The organism is Nitrosospira multiformis, from assembly GCF_003050865.1.
Classification (GTDB): Bacteria; Pseudomonadota; Gammaproteobacteria; order Burkholderiales; family Nitrosomonadaceae; genus Nitrosospira; species Nitrosospira multiformis_E.
On record NZ_QAOK01000035.1, the window covers coordinates 19,352 to 27,284 of the forward strand.

Here is a 7,933-nt window from a genome sequence, read left to right on the forward strand (position 1 = left end):
TGGTATAGATCATCAGTAGACGATTCTGACATTTTCCATCTTGAAATGCGCGGCCAGGGATTGCAGCGCCGACTCGCGCAGGCGGATGCGCCATGCATCGCCCAGTTCGAGCTCACAGCCGGCATTCTGGTTCCGGTAGACAATCCGCACAGGACAAACCTCCGCGTTGACGTCGCTCGAATTACCGGCAGACCCTTTTTTTGTGCCGACACTGCCAACACTGCCTACATCGAGCCGGTAGGGCGCAAGCAGTTCTTTCAATCTGGTAGCGCTCGAGGAGCCATTGCAATGCACCTCCACTCGCCTGGCGTAACGGGAACGGGCGCTATCCAGATCATACAGCACATCGGCGGTTATCCGCAGTCCGTTTCCATACTCATCATCGCCCATCCTGTTACTGACTCTTGCTTCCGCGATCACAAGCTGATCTTCCTTCAACCAGCTGCGGGCAGACTCGAACAGCTCGCTATACGCAACGAGCTCCACCTGACCGCTCCCATCATCCAGCACGATCACGCCCATTCTGCCTCGTCGAGTTACCTGTATGCGTATTGCGTATACGATGCCTGCGAGGAGTTGCGGTTCCCGCTGAGGCACCAGTCGATCCAGGCGGGTGCGCACGAAATGATTCAATTCTTCCCTGTAGGCGTTGAAGGGATGACCGCTCAAATAGAGCCCGAGAGCCAGTTTTTCATTTTTCAGCATTTCCTTTTCCGGCCATACGGGCACCTTGACTAAGGCCGGCCGCTCGATGACATCCGTTCCCTCTCCAAACAGGCTTACCTGGTTAATCGAGCGTTCCGCCTGCTCCGCCGATTCGAGAGCGATTCCAACCGATGCCAGCAAGGCTGCACGATGGCTGTCGATGGCATCGAATGCGCCCGCGCGTATAAGGGATTCCACTACGCGCCGGTTAACAATACGTTTGTCTACCCGATGACAGAAATCGAACAAGTCGCTGAAAGGGCCTCCCTCATCGCGCGTCTGGATGATGGCCGCTATTGCCGATTCTCCTGTTCCTTTTACTGCCCCCAGGCCATACCGTATGGTTTTCTCGTCTACCGGGACAAAGCGATAACCGGACAGGTTGATATCGGGAGGCAGGATAACCAGCCCATTGGCAATGCTGTCCTCAAAAAATATGTGTACCTTGTCCGTATCATCCATGTCGGCAGACAGGGTGGCCGCCATGAATTCAGACGGATGATGCGCTTTGAGGTAGGCGGTCTGGAAGGCTATCAAGGCATACGCGGCTGCATGGGATTTATTGAATCCATAGCCGGCAAATTTTTCCATCAGGTCGAACAATTCGGCAGCGCCGTCCTCTGTCAGCCCATTCTTCACTGCGCCGGACACGAAGATATCGCGCTGCAAAGCCATTTCCTCAGGCTTTTTCTTGCCCATGGCCCGGCGCAGCAGATCGGCGCTCCCAAGGCTGTATCCGCCAATCACCTGTGCGATCTGCATCACCTGTTCCTGGTAAACCATGATGCCGTAGGTAGGCTCGAGTATCGGTTTCAGGCGCGGATCGAGATATTCCACCACTCGCTTACCATGCTTGCGTTCGATAAATTCCGGGATCAGCGACATCGGTCCGGGACGATACAGGGCTACCAGCGCGATGATGTCTTCGAAGCGGTCCGGCCTGGCCTTCTGCAAAAGATCCTTCATGCCGCGCGATTCGAACTGGAAGATTCCCACCGCGTTACCTTGCCGCATCAGCGCGTAGGTACCGGGGTCATCCAGCGGGAGGTTCTCAAGCGAAAACGGTTGAGTTCCGGGATCGTTCTCCGTCCTGCCCGTCTTGTCCGACTCGCGCTGCCTGATATACCGCACGCTCCAGTCGAGTATGGTTAAAGTCCTCAATCCCAGAAAATCGAACTTCACCAGACCGATTTTCTCCACATCATCTTTATCAAGCTGGCTTACGACCGATTCTCCCCCGTCCGCGCAATATACGGGACAAAAATCGGTAATCTTTCCTGCAGCAATCAGCACGCCTCCTGCGTGCATGCCCACATTGCGCGTCAGTCCCTCCAGCCGTTCGGCCAGCTCGAGCAGATTGCGGACCTCCTCCTCCGCTTCTGCGCGTTGATTCAATTGCGGCTCTTCTTTCCGCGCTTTTTTCAGGGTCATGCCCAGTTCGAAAGGGACCAGTTTTGCCAGCTGATCGACAAAGTTGTAAGGCAGGTCCAGCACTCTGCCCACATCCCTTACCACCGCCTTGGCCGCCATGGTGCCGAAAGTGGCGATCTGTGAAACGCTCTCGGCCCCGTATTTCTGTTTCACGTATTCGATGACATGTTCGCGCCCGTCCTGGCAGAAGTCGATATCGAAGTCGGGCATGGAGACGCGTTCGGGATTGAGAAAGCGCTCGAACAACAGATCATAGCGGAGCGGGTCCAGATCGGTAATGCCGAGGGAATAAGCAACCAGCGAACCCGCTCCGGAACCCCGTCCCGGCCCGACCGGCACGTCATTCTGCTTGGCCCAGTTGATAAAATCAGCCACGATCAGAAAATATCCGGCAAAGCCCATTTGGACGATAGTATCGGCTTCGAAATCCAGCCGGGCGCGATACCTCGGCATCTCCGCAGCGCGTCGATCGGGATCAGGAAAAAGCGCCCACATGCGTTTTTCCAGGCCTGCGCTGGCCTGATTGCGCAGGTACAGCTCCAGGCTTTCGTTATTCGGCGTCGGAAACTGGGGAAGGCGATTGATTCCCAGTTCCAGGGCAAGATTGCATCGCCTGGCAACTTCTACGGTATTGGCAAGCGCCGAAGGTATGTCGGCAAATAAGGCGGCCATTTCCGCCTGGGTTTTGAAATATTGCTCCTCGGTGCAATGCTTTGCGCGGCGGCGATCGCCCAGCACGTAGCCCTGCGAAATGCAGACCCTTGCCTCGTGCGCGCGGTAGTCTTCCGGATTCAGGTATTGCACCGGGTGCGTTGCCACCACCGGGATACGCAAGGCCGCGGCCAAAGCAAGGGAACGTTGCACCAGCACTTCGGCGTTGGCGTGCCCTGCCCGTTGCACTTCGATATAAAAGCGGCCGGGGAAGAGTTCCGCCCACCCTTGTGCAAGGGTACGGGCCTGATCGAAGTCATTGTGTATAAGCGCCAGCCCTATGTCGCCCAGACTGGCGCCTGAAAGAGCAAGCAAGCCTTCCGTCCCGAGATCGCCGTCGCTTAACCAGGATTTCCTGATTTCCGCCCGTCCCCGGTATTGATTTTCCCGGTAGGCGCGCGATAGCAGGCGGCACAGCGCGAGGTAGCCGGGATAGGATTGACACAGCAGCAGCATTCGAGAGGATTTGTCCCGATCGATGTCGTTACTGATCCACACATCGCAGCCGACAATCGGCTTTATTCCTTTATTGCGCGCCTCCTGGTAAAACTTGATAAGGCCGAACAGGTTCGAGAGATCGGTCAGCGCCAGGGCTGGCATTCCCTCGGCAACGGCTTTGGCCACCGCCTCGTCTATGCGAACGATGCCGTCTACTACGGAATACTCGCTGTGCAACCGTAGATGAATAAACGTTGTCGGAGCAGGCACTTGGAGGACTGATGCGGCGAAAGGTTAGGGACTGTGGCAGCAAGCCGACTCGGGAAGCCGACTAAATTACATGGGGCATTTTACACCAGTTAACCGCATAAAGGTCCCTGCCAGAGGACAGCAGTTTCATATCCGGATGCCATTCTGGACTCTGAGTCCGGTGCCAGCACGGCAGTATTTTTAATGGGGAAGTTTGAAAGATGCGACGAAAAGTGCGACGACAATCCTGGTCAGGAAATCTGGGTTGCCGGCATTGCATCGCTGGCTTGCAGTACAGCCCGGTTCCCTTGCCTGCCAAAAAATCTGACGATTCTTTCCGGCAACCAGGTCAGCCTGCCGGGAAACGGGGAATCGAGGAAGCCTACATGCCCTCCCTCGTCCGGGTATTCCAGGACGACCCTGGAAGAAACATCTGCACAGGTGGGCAAGGCATGCGCCGGCATGAACGGGTCGTTGATTGCATTTACAACGAGGGTGGGCACTTCAATGTACTTGAGCCATGGTTTGCTGCTCGATTGATTCCAATAGTCCTCCGCATTGCGAAAACCATGGAGCGGTGCAGTTACGAGATTGTCGAACTCATACAATGTGGTGCAGGCGCCGACCGCGGCTGGATCGAACAAATCCGGAAAGAGGTCGAGTTTCCCAACCGCTTTGCGCTTGAGCGTATCGAGAAAATGGCGCGTGTAGAGCAGATTGAAGCCGGAAGCGAGAGCATTCCCCGCCGCGGCAAGATCGAGGGGCACGGAAACGGCCACAACTCCATCCACCAACCGGCACGCCTGTCTGCCCTGCTCACCCAGCCATTTCAGCAGCGCGTTGCCTCCCAGCGATACTCCGACCGCATAAATCGAAGAGTGTTGTAAGCCGGGCTGCCTTTCTCTGACATTGATGCGTTCCAATACCCAGTGGATCTCTGCCGAATCGCCCGCATGATAGGCGCGCGGCAGCCGATTCGGTGAACCGGAGCAGCCACGAAAATGTACCACGGCCGCGCGCCAGCCTATCTCCCGAAACAGGGTCATGGTGCTCACGACATAGTGGCTGTTCGAGCTTCCCTCAAGGCCATGAAACAGCACTACCAGGGGCGCATCCCTCGCGCCCTCCAGCCAGTCGATATCGATGAAATCTCCATCATCCAGCTCCCAGCGCTCGCGCCGGTAGGGAATCGAAGGGCGGGCAAGAAAATAGGGATAGATGGTTTGGGCGTGGCCCCCCCGCAGCCACATCGGGGCGACATAAGGTCTTGCTGGCTGAATGGATATGGAGGAAAGGAATGTTTTCACATCAGGTCTTATAATCCTTGCCATCTCGGAATGAGCGAACTGCCGCCCTCGACACGTTTTAAATATAGTAATAAAAAAAGCGGATGGTCCAGCCGAAGATTTCCTTGTGCTCCTGATTGTTGCGGATCGGCTGAAGGCAAGACCGACCTGTATCGCACACCGGAACAGCAGTACTATAATAGATGTACCTTCGCACTTCCATTTTGCAGTTGCCCGTTTTGAAGTTACCGGGACGCCAGGAAGAGAAACAATATTTCATCCATCTCGGTTGATCCTCATCCCGCGCAGGTTCCGCTGAACGGCAAGTCATGAATCTAAATCTTTAAGGAGCAGCATGAAAAAACTGTTTTTGTTGTTGTTTTTTGCGATTTTTTCCACCACCGTTACCGCCACCGAAGAGGATTACAAGCTCTGTACGATAGGAGGTTATTTTTCAGGCACAAACGACAAATTCCTGAGCGGATTAGCCGCGCATATTGCCGAAAAGAAGCATGTTTTTGGTGACCCCATTTGCGATGCGGCGTGGGCGAATGGTTACAGAGTCGGCGAAAAGCTAACGAGGACGGGAAAGATCAAGGACCCATCCGAGCGGGAGATTATCCAGCAGGCGACCGCATTCAGTTCGAAGATATACGAGACAATCAGTTCCCGCATAAAATTTTAGTGGCAGGGCCACTGCTTAGTCATCGCTCGTCCTGTTTCTCTCATGTCCTTTCTTTAGGATCGCCCTCTTCCTCCTGATTATTTCATTTCTCATTTCATTAAACTGCTCCCGCATTTCATGCTCGATAAACACTTTTCCCACTACCGCAGGAATCCAGACTTTCGGGATAGCCTCAGTACGATGGACCACGCGAGTCAGCCCGGCCTCATCAGTCAGGTAAGTAGTACCTTCCAATTTGTGCATGTTGCCACTGACCAGATGTGTCAATATTTTATCGTAAGGGATCAATCTTACTTCCCGTGTTGACTCGAACGGATAACGGATGGGGCCGTAAGTGGCAGCCCCGCTTTGGAAAATAGTAAACTTGTCTTCAGAAACACTGACAATCTTGCTCTCCTTCAAGTTGGAGACAAAATCAGCCATACCGTCGAAGTCGGTGAGCACGTCCCAGACCTCCTGCTGGCTTGCTGGCACAGCAAAATTAAGATCAATAATAATGTTTTCCCCGACCATGCTGACCTGAACTTCGATGTCCCTACCCTGGGGCGAATCTGCTGACGATCCTGCCATGAATGGCATTGACCACAGGAATAGCAAGAAGGAGGCGTTTCTCATTGGGTATTACAAGAGGTCGTTACCGTTTTTGGACGTATTCGCCTGGGTCGGAAAGTGGTTTAGCAAGTTTATTCTGGATAATGTAGTCACGAGATTTTGAGCCAAAGGGCGATGCATCTGATCTGGATGGCAGCAAGAAATGATGACGAACCAGCCGGTAGGTCATTTCAGTTCCCGCAAAGAAGGCCGAGGCTTTTTTAAAACGTCATTATCCATCCGTAACTGCCGATTCTCCGCCTCCAGCTGCCGGATACGTTGCTGCTCGGCAGTGAGCGGCTTGCCAATTCCTGCCTGTCCATCCAACTCTGCAGCATACTGCTGTACCCAGCGCCGAGCCGCAGTCTCTCCCAAATCCAGGTTGCAGCAAACATCGGCTACACTCAAGCCCTGATCCTTCACCATGCGCGCAACCTCCAATTTGAAGTTCGCGCCAAACTGCCTGTGGGCCTTGCGTTCAATCCTCATAATCCCCCTCCATAAGTGAATAATCCACCTATCAAGGTGTCCGTGCAAATTAAACCACTACAGGTGTTACTCCAGGCACTCATCCTATGAAGTGGATGGAGGGTCAGATAGGCAAGCGCCAAGTCGCTTAAGTACTTATACTTCCGCGCTTGTTTCTATGAGTAACTCTTTCAATCCCAGATGGATTGAGGGAACCAGATTTTAAAAGAACCAGGCAATATGAAAGTTGAATATCTTCCCTTTGCCATAGGGCGTGTTCGCACGCCTGAAGAACTCGCCCAGTGTACAAGACTTCGGAAAGACAGGTATGGACGTCATCTACCGCAATTCGCTCTTAAGCTTGCCTTTCCCGAACCGGAAGACTCACGCAACTGCTCGTTCATTTTTTTGGCCACTTCAAAAGCTGATGGAAGTCCCGTGGCGACCTCAAGACTTCAAACCAATATTCAAGCGCCACTTCCCTTGGAACATGCAATCTTGCTGCCGGAATACCTTCGCGCAAGCAGAGTAGCGGAAGCCACGCGCTTTGTTGTCAGCGGGGGTGCCCAAGCCCGGACGGTACGCAATGCTGTTTTAAAGCAGCTCTATCTTGCATGCGTCTCCCTGCAGGTCGACTGGATAGTCATTGGCGCACGCCCACCCCTTGAAAAGCTGTATCTGGGATTAATGTTCCAGGATGCTTTCCCTGGTGCCAGTCTCGTTCCCTTACCTTATGCGGATAATATTCCACACCGCATACTCGCTTTGCGAATTCCTGAACTCGAACGGCGCTGGCGTATGGCAAACCACCCCTTGCATGACTTTTTCTTCCACACTTTTCATCCTGACCTGGAACAGTTTGAAATCCCTGGATGCAATGCCCGGCGGCAGATTATGCAAGGATGATGTGATAGGGGAGAATTGGGACAAAAATCGGTGGAGCAATTACCGCAATAAGCGTGAACAGCGGTTTGGAAAGAGCCTGATACTGGTACCGGAGATTCGCCTGCTTGCTATCATTTCTGGGCCAGAGGGGTCAAAAGGTATTCTGCATTTGGTAGGCCGTGACAGATTCTAGGCTCAGGACTCATTAATTGAGATAGAAGATGACGGTAGCGGCGATACAGATGGCGAAGAAGAAGGTGTGGGCACAACGGTCATAACGCATGGCAATGCGTCGCCGTCCTTGAGCCTGCCGAACATGTTTTCAACCTTGTGGCGTTGCTTGTAGAGTTCCCTGTTGTATTCGATCTGGGTTTTACGGTTCTTCTTGGGGGGAATGCAGGGCGTAATACCCTTTTCTCTGAGGGCTGCCCTGAACCAGTCAGCATCATAGCCGCGATCTGCCAGCAACTCTTTTGCCTTGGGC

Annotated in this window: 5 protein-coding genes and 2 pseudogenes; 2 read left to right on the forward strand and 5 right to left on the reverse strand. The window is 53.7% G+C overall.

Annotated elements, in window-relative coordinates:
* Window positions 1-12: 12 nt before the first annotated feature.
* Both dnaE and C8R21_RS13890 read right to left on the reverse strand, forming a co-directional pair.
* Window positions 13-3,555 (reverse strand): DNA polymerase III subunit alpha, encoded by a 3,543-nt coding sequence (gene dnaE / locus C8R21_RS13885; protein WP_107763240.1) that lies wholly within the window; start codon window positions 3,553-3,555, stop codon window positions 13-15.
* 230 nt (window positions 3,556-3,785) lie between these two features.
* Window positions 3,786-4,784, reverse strand: coding sequence for a YheT family hydrolase (locus C8R21_RS13890; RefSeq protein WP_181258957.1), 999 nt, complete (start codon window positions 4,782-4,784; stop codon window positions 3,786-3,788).
* A 391-nt stretch (window positions 4,785-5,175) separates the two neighbouring features.
* Here C8R21_RS13890 and C8R21_RS13900 point away from each other — a divergent pair, with 391 nt between their 5' ends.
* Window positions 5,176-5,505: a hypothetical protein gene (locus C8R21_RS13900; protein WP_107763242.1), complete on the forward strand. Its 330-nt coding sequence runs from the start codon at window positions 5,176-5,178 to the stop codon at window positions 5,503-5,505.
* 15 nt (window positions 5,506-5,520) lie between these two features.
* Here the strand turns inward: C8R21_RS13900 and C8R21_RS13905 are convergent, their stop codons facing one another.
* Window positions 5,521-6,018, reverse strand: coding sequence for an SRPBCC family protein (locus C8R21_RS13905; protein WP_107763248.1), 498 nt, complete (start codon window positions 6,016-6,018; stop codon window positions 5,521-5,523).
* A gap of 294 nt (window positions 6,019-6,312) precedes the next feature.
* A pseudogene (locus C8R21_RS13910) lies at window positions 6,313-6,585 on the reverse strand (transposase); the annotation flags it as partial.
* Window positions 6,586-7,002: 417 nt separating this feature from the next.
* Here C8R21_RS13910 and C8R21_RS13915 point away from each other — a divergent pair.
* Window positions 7,003-7,470 carry a hypothetical protein gene (locus C8R21_RS13915; protein ID WP_146162503.1) on the forward strand — a complete coding sequence of 156 codons (468 nt, stop codon included), beginning with the start codon at window positions 7,003-7,005 and terminating at the stop codon, window positions 7,468-7,470.
* Between the two features lie 184 nt (window positions 7,471-7,654).
* Here C8R21_RS13915 and C8R21_RS13925 read toward each other — a convergent pair.
* Window positions 7,655-7,933, reverse strand: a pseudogene (locus tag C8R21_RS13925) (transposase); the annotation flags it as partial.